This window comes from Ensifer sp. LC163 (assembly GCF_001695855.1).
Taxonomy (GTDB): domain Bacteria; phylum Pseudomonadota; class Alphaproteobacteria; order Rhizobiales; family Rhizobiaceae; genus Ensifer.
In genome coordinates this window covers 1-15,122 of record NZ_MBSS01000026.1, presented here as the reverse complement: position 1 = coordinate 15,122, position 15,122 = coordinate 1, and the positions used below count along the sequence as shown (strand labels likewise).

Annotated in this window: 15 protein-coding genes and 1 pseudogene; 11 read left to right on the top strand and 5 right to left on the bottom strand. The window is 51.3% G+C overall.

Annotation, left to right across the window (positions count from 1 at the left end; translation table 11 throughout):
* Position 1: 1 nt before the first annotated feature.
* The 8 genes from BC360_RS21245 (at position 2) to BC360_RS21210 (ending at position 10,665) form a co-directional block, all read left to right on the top strand.
* Positions 2-1,279 carry a capsule biosynthesis protein gene (locus BC360_RS21245; RefSeq protein ID WP_244512819.1) on the top strand — a complete coding sequence of 426 codons (1,278 nt, stop codon included), beginning with the start codon at positions 2-4 and terminating at the stop codon, positions 1,277-1,279.
* 8 nt (positions 1,280-1,287) lie between these two features.
* The gene (locus BC360_RS21240; RefSeq protein WP_065796815.1) at positions 1,288-1,941 is read left to right on the top strand and encodes an ABC transporter ATP-binding protein; all 654 of its coding nucleotides are present in this window, start codon (positions 1,288-1,290) and stop codon (positions 1,939-1,941) included.
* A 259-nt stretch (positions 1,942-2,200) separates the two neighbouring features.
* Complete coding sequence (locus BC360_RS21235) at positions 2,201-3,238, top strand: capsule biosynthesis protein (RefSeq protein ID WP_244512821.1); 1,038 nt, start codon at positions 2,201-2,203, stop codon at positions 3,236-3,238.
* 116 nt (positions 3,239-3,354) lie between these two features.
* Entirely contained in the window at positions 3,355-4,095 is a 741-nt protein-coding gene (locus BC360_RS21230; RefSeq protein WP_065796813.1) for an ABC transporter permease, read from the top strand.
* Between the two features lie 6 nt (positions 4,096-4,101).
* A complete protein-coding gene (locus BC360_RS30970) occupies positions 4,102-6,333 on the top strand; it encodes a glycosyltransferase family 2 protein (RefSeq protein ID WP_083222670.1) in 2,232 nt (743 codons plus the stop codon).
* Positions 6,334-6,648: 315 nt separating this feature from the next.
* On the top strand, positions 6,649-7,707 hold the full coding sequence (locus BC360_RS21220; RefSeq protein WP_065796811.1) for a glycosyltransferase family 61 protein: 1,059 nt from the start codon (positions 6,649-6,651) through the stop codon (positions 7,705-7,707).
* Between the two features lie 31 nt (positions 7,708-7,738).
* Positions 7,739-9,640 carry a hypothetical protein gene (locus tag BC360_RS21215; protein ID WP_065796810.1) on the top strand — a complete coding sequence of 634 codons (1,902 nt, stop codon included), beginning with the start codon at positions 7,739-7,741 and terminating at the stop codon, positions 9,638-9,640.
* Complete coding sequence (locus BC360_RS21210) at positions 9,640-10,665, top strand: hypothetical protein (RefSeq protein ID WP_065796809.1); 1,026 nt, start codon at positions 9,640-9,642, stop codon at positions 10,663-10,665. The genes BC360_RS21215 and BC360_RS21210 overlap by 1 nt, the downstream gene beginning before the upstream one ends.
* Before the next feature lie 124 nt (positions 10,666-10,789).
* On the opposite strand, the pseudogene BC360_RS21205 reads toward BC360_RS21210, so the two are convergent.
* Positions 10,790-10,978: pseudogene (locus BC360_RS21205) on the bottom strand (integrase core domain-containing protein); the annotation flags it as partial.
* A gap of 86 nt (positions 10,979-11,064) precedes the next feature.
* On the opposite strand from BC360_RS21205, the gene BC360_RS33185 reads away from it, so the two are divergent.
* Positions 11,065-11,118, top strand: coding sequence for a hypothetical protein (locus tag BC360_RS33185; RefSeq protein ID WP_413813759.1), 54 nt, complete (start codon positions 11,065-11,067; stop codon positions 11,116-11,118).
* A gap of 40 nt (positions 11,119-11,158) precedes the next feature.
* Here BC360_RS33185 and BC360_RS33060 read toward each other — a convergent pair whose 3' ends face one another.
* From BC360_RS33060 to tnpA, 4 genes are all read right to left on the bottom strand, one after another.
* Complete coding sequence (locus tag BC360_RS33060) at positions 11,159-11,464, bottom strand: hypothetical protein (protein ID WP_065796808.1); 306 nt, start codon at positions 11,462-11,464, stop codon at positions 11,159-11,161.
* Entirely contained in the window at positions 11,464-13,029 is a 1,566-nt protein-coding gene (gene tnpC, locus BC360_RS21195; RefSeq protein WP_065796832.1) for an IS66 family transposase, read from the bottom strand. Before tnpC ends, BC360_RS33060 begins: the two co-directional genes overlap by 1 nt.
* 72 nt (positions 13,030-13,101) lie before the next feature.
* Complete coding sequence (gene tnpB, locus BC360_RS21190; RefSeq protein WP_003577159.1) at positions 13,102-13,449, bottom strand: IS66 family insertion sequence element accessory protein TnpB; 348 nt, start codon at positions 13,447-13,449, stop codon at positions 13,102-13,104.
* A complete protein-coding gene (tnpA, locus tag BC360_RS33180) occupies positions 13,446-13,832 on the bottom strand; it encodes an IS66-like element accessory protein TnpA (RefSeq protein WP_065796807.1) in 387 nt (128 codons plus the stop codon). Before tnpA ends, tnpB begins: the two co-directional genes overlap by 4 nt.
* A gap of 98 nt (positions 13,833-13,930) precedes the next feature.
* Between tnpA and BC360_RS31770 the strand changes: the two genes are divergently transcribed.
* Complete coding sequence (locus BC360_RS31770) at positions 13,931-14,098, top strand: DUF5372 family protein (protein WP_139110140.1); 168 nt, start codon at positions 13,931-13,933, stop codon at positions 14,096-14,098.
* A 123-nt stretch (positions 14,099-14,221) separates the two neighbouring features.
* Positions 14,222-15,007, top strand: a complete 786-nt coding sequence (locus BC360_RS21180; RefSeq protein ID WP_083222668.1) for a tyrosine-type recombinase/integrase — start codon at positions 14,222-14,224, stop codon at positions 15,005-15,007.
* Positions 15,008-15,122: the final 115 nt, after the last annotated feature.

Below are 15,122 nucleotides of genomic sequence, written 5' to 3'. Positions count from 1 at the left end.
CGTGCGAAACTGGATCAAGAGAAAGAACAACGATGTAGCAGGGTTTGCCGTGCGCGCTGACGGCCCGGCGCGTTTGCGATCATTGCCTGCAATTCTCGGGACCCGACAAAAGACTAACGGGCGAGACAGTGAGGGGGTAATTGAGTTTGTCGATCCAGCCTATGTCGACGCTGGTCATGAGCCAGAAACTTCGAGGCGAATTCCATGGCACCCGGTAACGTTCCTTCTTTTGGTTGTACTCCCTTTTCTAGTTAGCATCTTCTATTATGCATTTGTCGGTTCCGATCAATATATTGCCGAGGCTCGGTTTGCGGTTCGTTCGCTAGCGGATAACTCACAGGGGAATGAATTGCAGGGCGGGCTTTTGGACATGAGGGCTGCCTCGCAGGACTCTTATGTTGTCACAAGCTTTATTCATTCGACTGAAATTCTCAAGAGAATAGAAAAGGACGCAAACTATCGGGAAATATTTTCGCGAGCAGACGTCGATTACTTCTCCTCATTCAGTACACGTGGATCTCAAGAGAGCTTTATGCGTTACTGGAAGAAGCAAGTCACAACCTATATCGATGGGCCGTCCGGAATAATTACGCTTAAAGTCAGAACCTTTAGACCAGAGGACTCGGTGAAGCTGGCTTCGTTGATCGTCTCTGCAAGTGAAACTCTGATCAACGAACTGTCGCAGCGGGCGCGGCGAGACATCATTAAGAGCGTTCAAGATGAAGTCGAAAAGTCGGGGAATATGTATGCGCAAAGCCTAGCTGCACTAAATAACTTTCAGCGAGAATCTGGTCTCTTAAGTCCAGAAGCTCAGGCTTTGGAAAAGGGAAAACTTCTTACCGGACTCTTATCAAAAAAACTGGAACTTGAGACGCGCCAGTTTGTAATGAAGCAATCTTCCGCAGAAGGTGCTCCGGCCTATGAGCAACTGTCACTTGCCCGCCAAAGCCTCGATACACAAATTGAGCAACTACAGGGGGAATTGACTGGATCGGAAGATGCAAGTATCGCGAAGGCACTACTCCGCTTCTCTGAACTCGAGACCGATCGTCTAGTGGCCGAGAAATTGTACGAGGCCTCCCGGCGCACCTACAGTGCTGCTCTAGCAGAATCTATGCGCAAAGCACTCTACCTTGTCGTATTTGTTGAGCCAACGCTGCCCGAAAAGTCCCTGTATCCCCGTCGGGTCTTTACTCCCCTCATGACATTTATCGCGCTCGGGATACTCTGGTCAACGTTAGCCCTGGGATGGGCCTCGGTCCAAGATCACAGGCTTTAGGGCGCGCTATGATATCGTTCACCAATGTCTCAAAGCATTTTAAGACACAACAGCATAAGAAAGTCATCCTTGATCGCGTGAGTTTGAAGTTTGAGTCGGGATATTCCTACGGTCTCCTTGGCGTTAATGGCGCGGGGAAATCCACGACAATGCGCATGATCTCAGGTACAATTTTGCCCAATTCGGGCGTAATTAAAAAGCAATGCCGCGTGTCGTGGCCCCTGGGATTTTCTGGGGGATTCCACTCGGCTATGACTGGTCGGGACAACCTAAACTTCGTTGCACGCGCTTACGGCGAGGACACGGCCCGCGTGGCTCGGTTTGTTGAAGAGTTTGCGGAACTAGGAGACTACATAAACGCGCCAGTGCGCACTTACTCATCGGGCATGATGGCGCGGCTAGCTTTCGGATTGTCAATGGCAATCCAGTTTGATTGCTACTTGGTCGATGAAATCACTGCCGTTGGAGACGCCAGATTTCAGGAGCGTTGTAGAGTGGCGTTTGAAGGCCGTCGAAAGAACTCTGACTTAATAATGATTTCTCATGGCATGGATACCATCAAGAATTACTGCGATAAAGGTATAGTACTTGTCGACGGAAGATTAATCGTCTTTGATAAAGTGGAGCAAGCGATCGAGGCGTACTACCGCCTGAACAGGTAAATCAGAGCAGCCGTATGGGTAAACGATTGAAGAAGTGATGCAGCAACTCCCTCCGCATAACTCTAACAATGGCAACGCGCTAGAAATTAGTCGAAATGTATCGACGCGTTTGGCCGTTGCAGCAAGAAAGCTGCGTTTGTCGACGTCGAACCGGAGCGCCGTATTCAGAGCCGTCGGGCTTCGTCCGAGATTGGCGGACCGGATATTCACCCTAGCATTAGTTGTCGGGACGGTAACGTGTCTCGTAATCCCGAACGTTGTGTCTTTGATTTACTTCGGTGTATGGGCGTCTAGCCAATACGAATCTGAAACCCGATTTACGGTCCGTTCATCTACGCCCGCATTAGGAAAGGACCAAATTGGTAAGGTCACAGGTCTTCCTGCGGCAAAGATTGTGCAGGACACACAAATCGTCGCTGATTACATCAGAAGCGAAGAGATTATCAGGGCTCTTGCGAAGAGAGTTGACCTGCATGCCGTGTACGGAGACCCTTCCATTGACTACTGGTCAAGGTTGCTCGAAGATTCTCCATGGGAGGATATCCTGGAATACTGGCAGAGCATGGTCTCCACCCGGATTGATCCTGCAAGCGGAATTATTACCGTAAGACTTCGTGCGTTTAAACCAGAAGACGCGCAGTCGGTTCTGAAAGAAGTCGTTGCGGCTTCTGAGGCGGTCGTCAACGATATTAACAATCGGATATGGCGGGATGTCTCAACCAGTGCCCAACAGAATCTCGATCGTGCGGCGGAACAGTTGAAGTCGGCCCGGGAGGCCTTGCAGTTGTCGCGGAACCAGGCTGGAGTACTCAGTGTGGAAGGAACGACGACAGTCATTAATAAGTTGATAGGCGACATCGAAAGTGAGAGGCTCGAACTCCAACAACAGTACGACGCTAAATTGCAGTCGGTCTCGCGCCAAGCACCCCAGATGCTGGTTCTGAAACGAAAGATTGAGGCTAAAGAGAAACAAACAGCGTCACTTCGAGAGCAGCTGGCTGGGTCGTCAGGGAACGCGAGGAACTTGGCCGATGTCTCAACGGAGTTCGCTCAAAAGCAATTGGAACAAGAGCTAGCCGAGCAGCAATTTTCCGCCAGTGTTAAGACGTTTGAACAAATTCAGTTTGTCAGCAGGCAGCAACTTCTATATCTCGACGCCTATCTCCTGCCACAACGCCCCGATACATCGGAGTATCCAAAGCGGGTGTTTTGGATTGTTTGCGTTCTGATTGGTTCATTTGCCGTTTGGGGCGTCGTCCTCGGTTGTGCCGCCGCTCTGCGCCGACAAATGAGCTAGCGTTTGTTTGTCAATAGAAGGGCCATTGCCTTATGGCTGGACGAGAATACAGTTCCGACTCTGCATCTGTTGACCCAACGACCCTTCGGTACGCTCTTCGGCAAAAGAAGAACGTCATGGTTGCGGTTATGCTTCGCGATATGAGGACTCGGTTCTTTGACCATGGGCTGGGCTTCCTAGTCGTCTCGCTGTGGCCCCTGGCGCATATGGTAATTCTGATTGCGATTTTTACTCTAGTGGGGCGTCAAGCTCCGTTTGGTGACAGTCTAAATGTTTTCTTCGCCACTGGTTTGATTCCGACCCTGTCGTTCATGTACGTCTCACGTTTTATGTCGCTCTCTTTGATCCTGAATCGGCCAATGCTTTCATTTCCGGTGGTTCAGGTATTCGACATAATGGTCGCACGCGCAATTCTGGAAATTGTTGCCGCATGCCTGACGCTAACTTTCATGATGTGCATTCTTTCTATTATTGGCGACGACCCCTTTCCTTATGATCCGGAGCAAGCGTTGTACGCATATCTAGCGACATTACTTCTCGCCGTTGGCATTGGAATGTTAGCTGGTGTAGTGACGATGTTTCTCAATTTCTTTGCAACAATATACGCACTTGCAATGATCCTAGTATATATGTCTTCCGGTACAATGTTTGTAGCCGCAGCTCTTCCTGAGCCACTAGCGCGCGCGCTTGCTTGGAATCCGGTTGTGCAATCGGTGGAATGGATGCGAACAGCCTATTACCCAACATATAGTGATAGACTGCTCGATAAGGAGTATTTGCTTATTTTTGGGATGACAGCGCTTTGCCTAGGCCTCCTACTGGAGCGCTTAACTCGCCGCAAGATGCTGGAAGGCTAGTCGTAAATGTCGATCTCACTAAAAGCTAATAGCGATCTCGAGCGCATCGCCTTCACTGATGGCGCCGCATCGTCATGGAAAGCAACGGGGGCTGACCCAAGCTTGACAATTAACTATGGCAAATTGCGTAAACGATATCTGGTGTTGGCACTGTATTCGGATGATCTACCGATTGATCCGTGCATCTATGTCCAACGTGGAGAGGGATTCACTGAACGCGATAGCGTGATGATCCAAAAGGGAACATCATTTCTGGTTGTCGCTGATATTGGGAATTTCGGGACCATCGACAAGATTAGACTTGATCCCTCAACCCATCCGTCATCATTTTCATTCGATGCGCATACTTTTTCGCAACTCTCAGAGGTCAATGAATTTCTGTCAACGGCCATTAAAGATCGTTCTGATGTCGTGGTCACGAAGTTGGGGCGTATCCCGCGCTTCACCCTCCTTCCACAAACAGCATGGCGCCGTGGGCGCGCCAATGAAATATCCACCTTTGCTCAGTCATGCTATAGTTTAGCTGATAATTTACCAGACGAGGGTGCTCAGGTCGAGGGTAAAACTCTTCTCAGCATTATTACCCCGATATACAACACAGATGTTAAATATTTGGAAGATCTTATTGGGTCCTTCAGTAGCCAGAATATATCTGGAGTTCAGCTCATTCTTTCCGATGACGGATCATCATCAGAAGATACAATTAGGTGGCTGAAGCAGCCACACGGCCCCAATGTTGTGGTTTGTTTTTCGGAGCGAAATTGCGGCATTGCAGCTGCCACCAATGCTGGGCTGAAATTGGCCGCCGGGGAATGGATAACTTTTCTTGACCATGATGATCTTATCGCGCCGCATGCACTGAAGGTGATCAAGACTGCTTTGCTTAGGGCCTGCGACGTTGAGTTTATGTACACAGACGAATTGATAGTGGACGATAATTTCCGCCCCATCGGTTCGATGCTTAAACCGAGTTACGATCCGGTATTGTTGACTGGCGTAAACTACATAAATCACTTTTCGATTTATCGCCGAGCACGGTTGGAACAAATTGGCGGCTTGAGATTAGGCTTCGACGGTTCCCAAGATTATGATCTGTTGCTTCGATATTTGGATGGCGTTGAAGAAAACCGAATAGTTCACTTGCCATACCCAGCGTACTGGTGGAGGAATACCAAGCGCAGTTTTTCGAGCGTCTTCTTGCGCGAAGCAACTGATCGGGCGCGAAAAGCCCTAAAGCAACATTTCCAACGAAGAAAGCTCGACATTGATGTTGTCCCAGCTCTCACGCATAGCCTGCACAAGGTGGTATTTGGAGAACCTGAAGGGGGATGGCCGGAGGTTTCAGTCATTATACCAAATAAAGATTCATATGAATACATAACATCTATTTTATCGGACCTCTTCCACAAGACGAACTACCGTAATTTTCGAGTGTTCGTGGCCGATAATGGCAGCACCGACAAGCAAGTTCTGGATCTTTACGAGCGGTACCGGGCCGAGTTTGAGAATTTTTCCTACGAGATAGTATCGGAGGATTTCAATTTTTCGGCTTCTATCAATCGGGGAATTCGCGGTTGCCCCGGTGAGAACTATTTGCTTATGAACAATGACATCAGAGTCATTGAGCCAGATTGGCTTAGAGAAATGGTCTCGTGCCTTCGTTTTCCCAATGTGGGTGTGGTTGGAGCAAAGCTGCTGTACCCAAATGATAAGATTCAGCATGCTGGTGTTATTGTTGGCTTTGGTGGTCTCGCCGGCCACTGGTATGTTGGTCAGCCAAGAGACTACGGTGGGCCTATGAACCGGCTCCACGTCCGGAACTCGCTGACGTGTGTTACAGGAGCGGTTATGCTTATATCTCGTGAGTGCGTTGAGGCGGTTGGTTATTTGAATGAAGAAGATTTTGCAGTTGCATATAACGATGTTGATTATTGCCTGCGTGCAGATCGAGCGGGGTTCCGAATTGTTTGGACTCCATTTGCTTGCCTATACCATTTAGAGTCCGCCTCGAGAGGTCCTGATACCTCGGGTGCCCGGAGGGTACGGTTTGCGGGTGAGCAGTCACGGCTTCAGGCACAGCACGCGACCGCGATGTTCCGGGATAGAAGTATAAATCCGATGTATGGTACAACGCATTCTGTTCCACCTATCGTTGTGCCCTCTAGCCTTGTTTGGCCCGAGCAGCTTCAGCGGCCTGTAGGCATGCGCCTCTCTTCCGAAAACCGTTTGGTAAAATGATGCATTAAGCACGAGATGTATCGGCCTGGCTCCATATATGTGCCAGTAATCCGGCAGCAGAGCAAAAATGGGCGCTATCGGCATCGAGCAAAGATTCGGTGGATTTGCCTAAATGAGACTTCGAGGGGCTGGCCTTGCATATTAATCCTGATGTTTGCGGGTTCATATGGCGGAGGCAATGAGAGCGCTCCTCTTACCAAGCGAGCACGTTCTGAGGCGCGTTTGATCTCGTCAGGGGCGGAACTTGAATCGCGACGCAAAGTTGAAATGAGCCGCCTGAGACGGACTAGGCGTTGGACCGAGGGGAAAGCTTGGATGTCAGAATTAATATCAGTATACCGATCTGAGGCGGAAAGCTGGCAGCAGATAAATCCTTCCTCGATATATGCTCGCAAACCACCGAACATATTCAACTTTCAGTGTCACGATGAGCAATTGAGGCGCTTTATCGTTAGAGAGGTCGCTACTGAAAACGCAGAGGTAGGTGCCCAAGATATATACATGTTTCGAAATGCCTACGTGAGGCCAGATGCGACTGTATACAATAGCGCGGGGCATTTGATTGAGCTTTCAGCGATTGATAGGGCGCCGGAAAAGAATTTTGAATGTCGGGGCGAAGATTGTCACAGGGTTGGCGGGCAGTCTGTACTGATATTTAAAGCTGGATTCGACAATTATGGGCATCTTCTTATAGAAATGTTACCGAAGATTGATTTGATTTTGGAAGAGAATTTCGATAATCCAACATTTCTTCTTCCTGTGATGAGTCCTGCACTTCATTCTGTAGTGCTAGAAGTGTTGAAGGTATACTATAGAGAGCCTTATCGTATAATTGTATTGGACATGAACGTTATTGCTGAGGAGCTGTACATTCCCGGACCTGTATCTAAGCACAATACCAGAAAATCTAAGCAGGTTGCGGATTTTTGGGCTAAATTGCCTAATGTAGAATGGGTGGGTGGGCGCTCATATCCTGAGAAAATATACATTTCTCGAAGAGGTTCGTCAAAACGGCCAATCCCGGATGAGGGGAAAGTTGAGCAATTGTTAGTCGAGAAGGGCTTTTCTATCATTAGGCCGGAGGAGCATGCATTCTTCGACCAAGTAGCGATATTTCGGCGAGCGAGACAAATTGTCGGTCCCTTGGGTGCTGGGCTGTCGTCCTCGATATTCGCGGGCGAGACATCAACGATTACTGTGCTCGACCCCGGCCTCTACGATTTCTTTTTCTACGATCTGTGTTCCCTCAGGGGGCAAGAATTCAATTGGATCTTCACTCAGCCGCTTGACTACAAAACTGTTGCTAGTTTGCATCGACCGACTCAAGAGATCTTTGTGGATGTTAAGCGCCCATTGGAGTGGGTCCTAGGCTAAGTAACTGTTATTGATGGGTGAGATGAATAATATGAAGAAGTTGGTACTAAAAATTGCATCCCTTACCAAAGGGAGGAGTAAGATAAGGGCGTTGGTAGAAAGAGACTACCCAGGTGTATATAACGTAGTCTCAAATGAATTTGATGTTGGATTTTATCTAAGGCGAAATGCGGACGTAAGGAATAGCAAAATAGATCCGATCGCGCATTACATTGCGTACGGTTGGAAAGAGGGGCGCGACCCTTCTCCGTCGTTTTCCGTGAAGCATTACCTTCTAGTAAATGAGGACGTGGAGAAGGCTAATGTGGAGCCTTTCTGGCACTACATCGTCGCAGGACGGGGGGAGGGGCGTCAGGTTAATCCGATTCAGGATGCTGGCATATACGATGTGATAAGCGAAGAATTCAATCCAGATTACTACCTTGCCACTAACCCTGATGTACGTGACGCTGGGATTGACCCAATCGAGCACTACATCGGTTTGGGTGTTGACGAGGCTAGAGATCCTAATCCAAATTTTTCAACAAGGTTCTATCTGGAAAATAATCCTGATATCCGGGCGGCGAACATAAATCCATTCTACCACTTCATTGTAGCGGGTCGGGCGGAGGGTCGACAAACTAGAGGTGTTGAATCTGCAAAACTACGAGCATTGGAGCGGGTTGTGCAGCTTGATACGACCGTACAATCCTGGTTCAAAGTTGAAGTTGCGCCTTCGCTATCGGCGGTAGATTTGAGGTCGTCAATAATCGCCGGTATCGGCGAAGTTGAGCGGATCTTAGTTGCGATTAGCCACGATGACTACAGGGTACATACAGGCGGTGTGCAACTGTGTATCCAGCTTGAGCAAGAGGCTATGGCGAAGGCAGGGGGGGCTTATCTGCACGCTTATCCTCAGCAACCATTACCGACGCTTGCGCCCGGAGCTGAAAAGGATCCTATCATTTGCATAAGCCTGGACGGAGTTACCCTGGGGACATGTTTGACGAGTGACTTTATTCGTGAACTTGATTTCCTTAATGGTAAAGGCAAGTCACTTTGGTTGGCAGTCCACTCGTTGCTTGGGCACGCGCCGGAGCGAATTGCGGTTGCGGGCCAGGATACGTTCGAAGAGAGGTTCTTTTGGGGTCACGATTATTTTGCTCTTTGTTCGGGGTATAACTTACTTCGTAACACGGTTTCTTACTGTTCAGCGCCAGCTGCTTCGTCGGGGGCTTGTTCTATCTGTATATATGGCGGCTCGAGGAAAGAGCATATTCGTCGAATGGCCGACTTCTTCGGGAGTGGACAGTTTACGTTTGTTCCCCCGTCCCAAGTGGCCGCAGATTTGATTTCCTCTCGAGCAAATTTTGAGTTCGCGAGGTCGGTCGTCCTGCCTCATTGCAGTTTGGAAAAGACCGACATATCAACAGGATTGCCTGATGCGGGTGTGGTTCGTGTCGCGTATTGTGGATGGCCCGTCTACCACAAAGGATGGTTCACATTTGAGGAGCTGGCTAGACGCCATGCAGGGTCAGGACGTTACAAGTTCTATTACTTTGGTGGTTCAGAGCATGTTCCCCCCTACGTGACGTCGACGAAGGTTTTGGTTGGTAGAGAGAACCCAAACGCAATGATTGACGCGTTGTTTGACGCAGAAATCGATATCGTATTGTTGTGGGCGGGGTGGCCGGAGACATTTTCGTTTGCTGCACACGAGGCTATGGCGGCTGAATGCCGGATTATCACAACAAGAAACTCCGGAAATGTTGCCAGACTAGTTGAAAGCCATGGGTTGGGAGCGGTGTTCGATACTGATGATGAATTGTATGCCGCCTTTGACGGAGAAGGAGTTTCTGAGTTGGTTTCGGTGCGCCGTAGCTCCAGTGCAAATAAGTCCCGCTTGAAGTTTAGTGGTATGACTGTAGACCTTATTGAGCGGGAGAGTATCTAATGAATATCCATTGTTTCACGAGCTTTTCGTTCAGCTACTTGAACAGAGCTCGGGTTCTAGCGGCGACAATTAAGAAGTTTCATCCTGACTGGGTTTTCTGGGCTGTCATTACAGATCAGGCTCCCGACTCTTTTATCTTTGATCGAGATATGGAGAGCTTCGATCGTTTGTTGTGGGGACAAGACCTGCGAGGGGAGGCGAGCGAACAATGGCTTTTTAAGCATGATATCGTGGAGGCTTGTACCGCCGTTAAAGGTTACGCTATGAAGGCGATCTTGGCCGCAGGTGCGGAGAAAGTCATTTACTTAGATCCGGATATTGCCGTATTTTCCTCCCTGGAGGATGTAGTCTCCAGCCTCGATAGTCATTCGATAGTGCTTACACCGCATCAAACTCAGCCAGAAACGGCAGAAATGGCTATTAGGGACAATGAAATTACGTCACTGCGGCTAGGAGTGTACAATCTCGGATTTTTGGCAATAAGAAATGATAAAGCTGGAAACGAGATGGCAAATTGGTGGTGCGACAGGCTGTCGACCATGTGTTACGACCTGCCAGAGGAAGGTGTTTTTGTAGATCAAAAATGGTGCGACTTAATTCCGGCTCTTTTTGATCAAGTTGGTATACTACGTGACCCCGGCTTCAACGTTGCGAGTTGGAATCTCAGCCATCGGCGAGTACATGTCGATCAAACGGGATGTATTCTGGCAAATGAAAGCAAGTTGAAGTTTTTCCATTTCACCAAGCTAGGCCCGCTAGGCGACGTGATGACGAGGCGGTATGCCGGTCCAGATTCTGATGTATATGAGTTATGGATGTGGTACAAAAACGCAGTTGAAGATAGCACGGATCGACGTATCCCAGAACGTTGGTGGTATTATTCAACTTACCGAGACGGTGAAAGAATACAAAAGAAAGATAGAGTAACCTATCGACAGCGAAAAGATCTGCAAGCTGCGTTTAGTGACCCATTTGCGAGTGGGCAGGGTACATTTCAAAGTTGGCTGCGGAGTAACGCGGAGTAACGCTTATATTATCGGTGATCTGAACCCTTCAAACTGGACCGATTTTGGTTAGAGTTTTCCGGTAATTTTTCCTGGCTGGGAAAGGAACGGAAGACTGGGGTTGCCCCCAAAAGACCGGACATGCTCAGGTTTGAGATTGCGAGCTGATGAACTCGCGTGGGGACTGATATCCTAACGCGCTGTGCGGGTGAAGATTGTTGTAGTGCTCGAACCAGAACGGCAGTTGCGCGATGACGGTTTCAGCATCCGGGGTGGGATTGACCGAGACGTAATCGCGCTTGAAGGTTTTGACGAACGCCTCGGCCATGCCGTTCTTTCAAGTCCCGGACTGCAGTTCGTACTGACACTCAAGCGCGCGTAGAGTTCGAGGTCACGCACCCGTTCCATCCGTGGTGCGGCCTGCGCTTCGTGCTGTCGACACGCAAACAGAACTGGGGCGAAGACCGCGTGTGAGCGTCCGGCGAATGCATTTTTGCGGTCTACGAGGCGCGTTTTAGAACTTGCGGCTTAGCTCATCGGCCATGATGCGCTCGATCATTTCGGGATCGCATTGTTCATCGACAAGGAACTGGCGGATTCCACCATCCCACGTCCGTATGTCGGCCAGGAGATCTCGAAGGTCGTCAATTCCATTTTCGGTCAGGCCTTTTGTGCCATCTTCACTGCCATCGCGGACATATATCAATTCGCCCTCGGCGATATTGTCCGAGTTGGCGGTCACCTCCTCGATTAATTCGAGGTTCTCGCCGATCATGCCGGCGACTCCTTTCAGCGTATAGATGAACCTCGAGCGTGCCATCACGCAGCCTCGTATCGGTCTTTCGCTGGCGCCCACTGCCACGGCAGCAGTTCCTCAAGGCGATCTTTGGGGTGATCCTGGATCCTGGTCAGGACGTCTGTGAGGTAAGTCTCGGGATTGTGGCCATGGAGTTTGACCGTTTCTATAATGGTCAGGATGTTGGCGATGCGCTCGCCGCCCTTATCCGAGCCGGCAAATAGCCAGTTTTTTCTTCCGATTCCAAGCGGACGCATGGCACGCTCAGCTATGTTGTTATCGATTTCGACACGGCCATCGTCGATGTAAACGCTCAACGCTGTCCATCGCGAGAGGGCATATCGCATCGCTTCAGCCAGCTTCTGCTTCTGTGGCAGCGCCGAAAGCGTCTCTTCTATCCAGCGCTTGAGGTCCGCCAGAAGGGGCCTGGCGTGTTGCTGGCGCAGTGTACGCCGCTGGTCAGCCGACATGCCGCGGATACGATCCTCGATATCGTAGAGCGCACCGATGCGCGACAGCGCTTCGTCAGCGATCGGGGATGGCTTCAGCTTGATCACATCATGGAACTTGCGGCGCACATGCGCCATGCAGGCGGCCTCGACGATCTGGTTGCCGTAGAGCTTCTTATAGCCACCATAGCCATCCGCGTGCATCACGCCGCTGAAGGCAGCGAGATGGTCGGCCGGATGCGCGCCCTTGCGGTCGGGGCTATAGTAGTAGGCAATGGCTCTTGGAGTGGGGTCTCGATAGCCGCTGCCATCGAAGACATAGACCCACACCCTGCCGGTTTTGGTCTTTCCTCGCCCAGGGTCGAGAACATCGACCGGGGTATCGTCCGTATGTATTCGGTCGACCGCCGCAATATGGGCCCTGATCAGCAAGACGAGTGGCGTCAGCAGAACGGACACGCGGCCGACCCAGTCCGCCATGACAGAGCGGGAGATGTCTATTCCCAGCCGGTCGTACATCTCGGATAGGCGGTAGAGCGGGATGTGATCGTCGAATTTGGCGACCATGATATGGGCCAGCAATCCCGGTCCGGGTTTGCCTCGCTCGATCGGCAATGTCGGCATTTCGCCTGCCACCGTCGTATCGCAGTCCCTGCAGATCATGCGTTTTTCGACGTGGCGGACAATCTTTACGGACGCCGGTACGTGCTCCATCACCTGGACCACCTTGTCAGCAGCCTTCAGGAACGATGTGCCACCACAGGTCGGACAATTGCAGGGTGCTGCATAGACCAGCTCTTCGGTTGGAAGACCATCCGGCAATGGTTTGCGCTTCGGCTTGTCCAGTGCGTCATCCAACTCCGGCAAAGGAGCTTTCCCGGAGCGCATCTCAGCCTCGGCACGGGAGGCCTCGATCTCCTCCAGCATCAGTTCAAATTGCTCGATCTTCCGGTCGATCTTTTCCGAAGAAGCGCCATGCTGCCAATGTCGGAGCAACTCCAGCTGCGCGCGCAGAAGCCCGATAATGGAGTCGCGCTTGCAGACTTCGGCTTCTTGCTGCTCAAGTTTCACCGCCTGTTCAGCGACGAGCGCGCGCAAAACAGATAGCTCGTCCTGACTGTCCAGCGGCGTTGTTTCCATGCCCGCATACATAGCCGATTTGCGCCGGAAGCGCTAGCATTATGCCCCGGATGTCCTTGCAAAATATAGCTTTTAACCCGTTCGACCGGGCGCGGAAGTCCATGCAGGTCGGCGCCAGTCGATCCCCTCAACAAGCATCGACAACTGAGCTTGCGTCAGATGCGCAACCCCATCTTTCGCCGTCGGCCAGGGAAAGTATCCGCGTTCCAAAATTTTGTAAAACAGGCAGAACCCTTGGCCATCCCACCATAAAAGTTTGATCCGATCAGCGCGTTTTCCGCGGAAGCCGAAGATTGCGCCGGAGCCCGGCGCCTCCTTGATAGCCGTCTCAACGAGCGCCGACAGTCCATCAATGCCACGCCGCATGTCGGTCACTCCGCAGGCCAGATAAACCCGCACATTTCCAGAAGGCCCGATCATGCTGCCTCCACACAAGCAACAAGCGACGATAGCACTTCGAGATCCATGTCCGCTGCAATTCTCAGTAAGCGGCCATTCCTCAGGACGATTTCAACGTCTTTGCATCTCGACCGAGCACCGCTCCTCTTGGAACCGTCACTCACGCTCTCCGATGCTCCGATAAGCGACACCGGGATGAACGATGGGGTCTGTGGAGGGTCCAATTCGGGTGGCGAGAACTTCTTTCGCCAGGCGTATATCTGTTGCGGAAGAACGTCGTGCCGGCGCGCTACATCCGAAACGCTGCCATCCGCGCTGAACGCTTCTTGCAATATCGAAAGCTTCAGTTCAGTGGACCATCGACGTTGTCGCTCGGCACCCGTCAGGATCTCAACCTTGGCCATTCATACCCTGTTACGTCACAAATGAATCATCTGTGTCGTAACTTGCGCCAATTCCGCGCCGAACCAAAATCCGCTCACCGGACGCTCACGACCGCGTCATGTTCTACGACGCTCAAGGACGGTTGCGTTCGCTGCCGGCCTCGTGGACCGATGTCAATGAGACCGACCTGTTCAGTCAGGTTGCTGCAGGTCGGTCTTTCTCCCGCCCAGACGATCTGTCGGCGCTGGCGTCATTGATTGATCGCATTAATACCAACGAGCAATGACGCCGACTCGTGATGGGATTGAACTAAGCCGCTGATCGCGGCGATTGGAGGCGAGCTTTGACGAGAGCGCCCTGACTGAGAGGATGGTGGTGTTGCAACCCACCCTTCAGACAGGAGGCCCCGATGGCTGAGATAAGCCCTCTTCGCCGCCGGATGATTGAGGATATGACGATCCGCAATTTATCCCCGGCGACCCAACGATCCTACATCAATGCAGTCCGGAAGTTCAGTCGCTATTTTGCCCGATCGCCCGATCGGCTTGATCTTGACGACATTCACACCTTCCAGGTTCACCTTGTCTCAAAGGGGATATCGTGGGCATCGTTAAACCAGATCGTGTGCGCTCTTCGATTTTTCTATGGGATTACGCTGGGCCAAGACGAGGTCCCTGAACGGATCCCGTACGCGCGCGAACCACGGAAGCTCCCCGTTATTCTGTCGGCAGAGGAGGTCGTGCAATTCCTTGAGGCCGTCTCCAGTCTGAAGGCGCGTGTAGCGCTGACCACGGCTTATGCCGCTGGTCTCAGGGTCGGCGAGGTCTGCGGACTGAGGGTCGAGGATATCGACAGCTCCCGGATGGTGATCCACGTTCGCCATGGTAAAGGTGCCAAAGCCCGTTACGTTATGCTGTCAAACGAACTACTCGGCATCCTGCGCAGCTATTGGCGTCTGGCACGCCCCACGGCGTTTCTTTTTCCAGGGCGTGATGCTGACAAGCCGATCGAACCGACCGTTTTGAATGCCGCCTGTCGGTCGGCGGTTGCCGCGACTGGCCTTTCAAAGCGCGTCACCGTTCATACGTTGCGGCATTCCTTTGCCACCCACCTACTGGAGAATGGCACCGATATCCGGATCATCCAGGTCCTGCTCGGCCACGCCCATTTGTCGAGCACGGCACACTATACGTAAGCGCGAATTTCTGCGCGCCTTCTGAAGCGCAGTGCTCTGAGGCATGAAGTGTCCACCAAAAGATAGGTGGACACCAAATCATGGATGAAGATGCTCCTAAACTGCAGGTGCGGCT